Origin of the sequence: Aquirufa antheringensis (assembly GCF_004307425.1) — a bacterium.
Lineage (GTDB): Bacteria > Bacteroidota > Bacteroidia > Cytophagales > Spirosomataceae > Aquirufa > Aquirufa antheringensis.
The window spans coordinates 1-255 of sequence record NZ_SEWZ01000011.1; the positions used below are offsets into that span (position 1 = coordinate 1).

Sequence of the window (255 nt, forward strand, 5' to 3'; positions counted from 1 at the left end):
TTTGAGCGATGGCTGTTCCATACTAAACCACCGGATCACTATATCCTACTTTCGTACCTGATCGACTTGTCGGTCTCACAGTCAAGCTCCCTTTTGCTATTGCACTCTACGCACGGTTACCAAGCGTACTGAGGGAACCTTTGAAAGCCTCCGTTACTCTTTTGGAGGCGACCACCCCAGTCAAACTACCCACCAAGCAATGTCTCCCCTTTGGGGATTAGAATTCCAGTACAAGAAGGGTGGTATTTCAACGTT

The 255-nt window shown here is 48.2% G+C and carries 1 rRNA gene; it reads right to left on the reverse strand.

Features of this window, described 5'->3' with window-relative positions:
* A 23S ribosomal RNA gene (locus EWU21_RS11225) occupies positions 1-255 on the reverse strand; the annotation flags it as partial.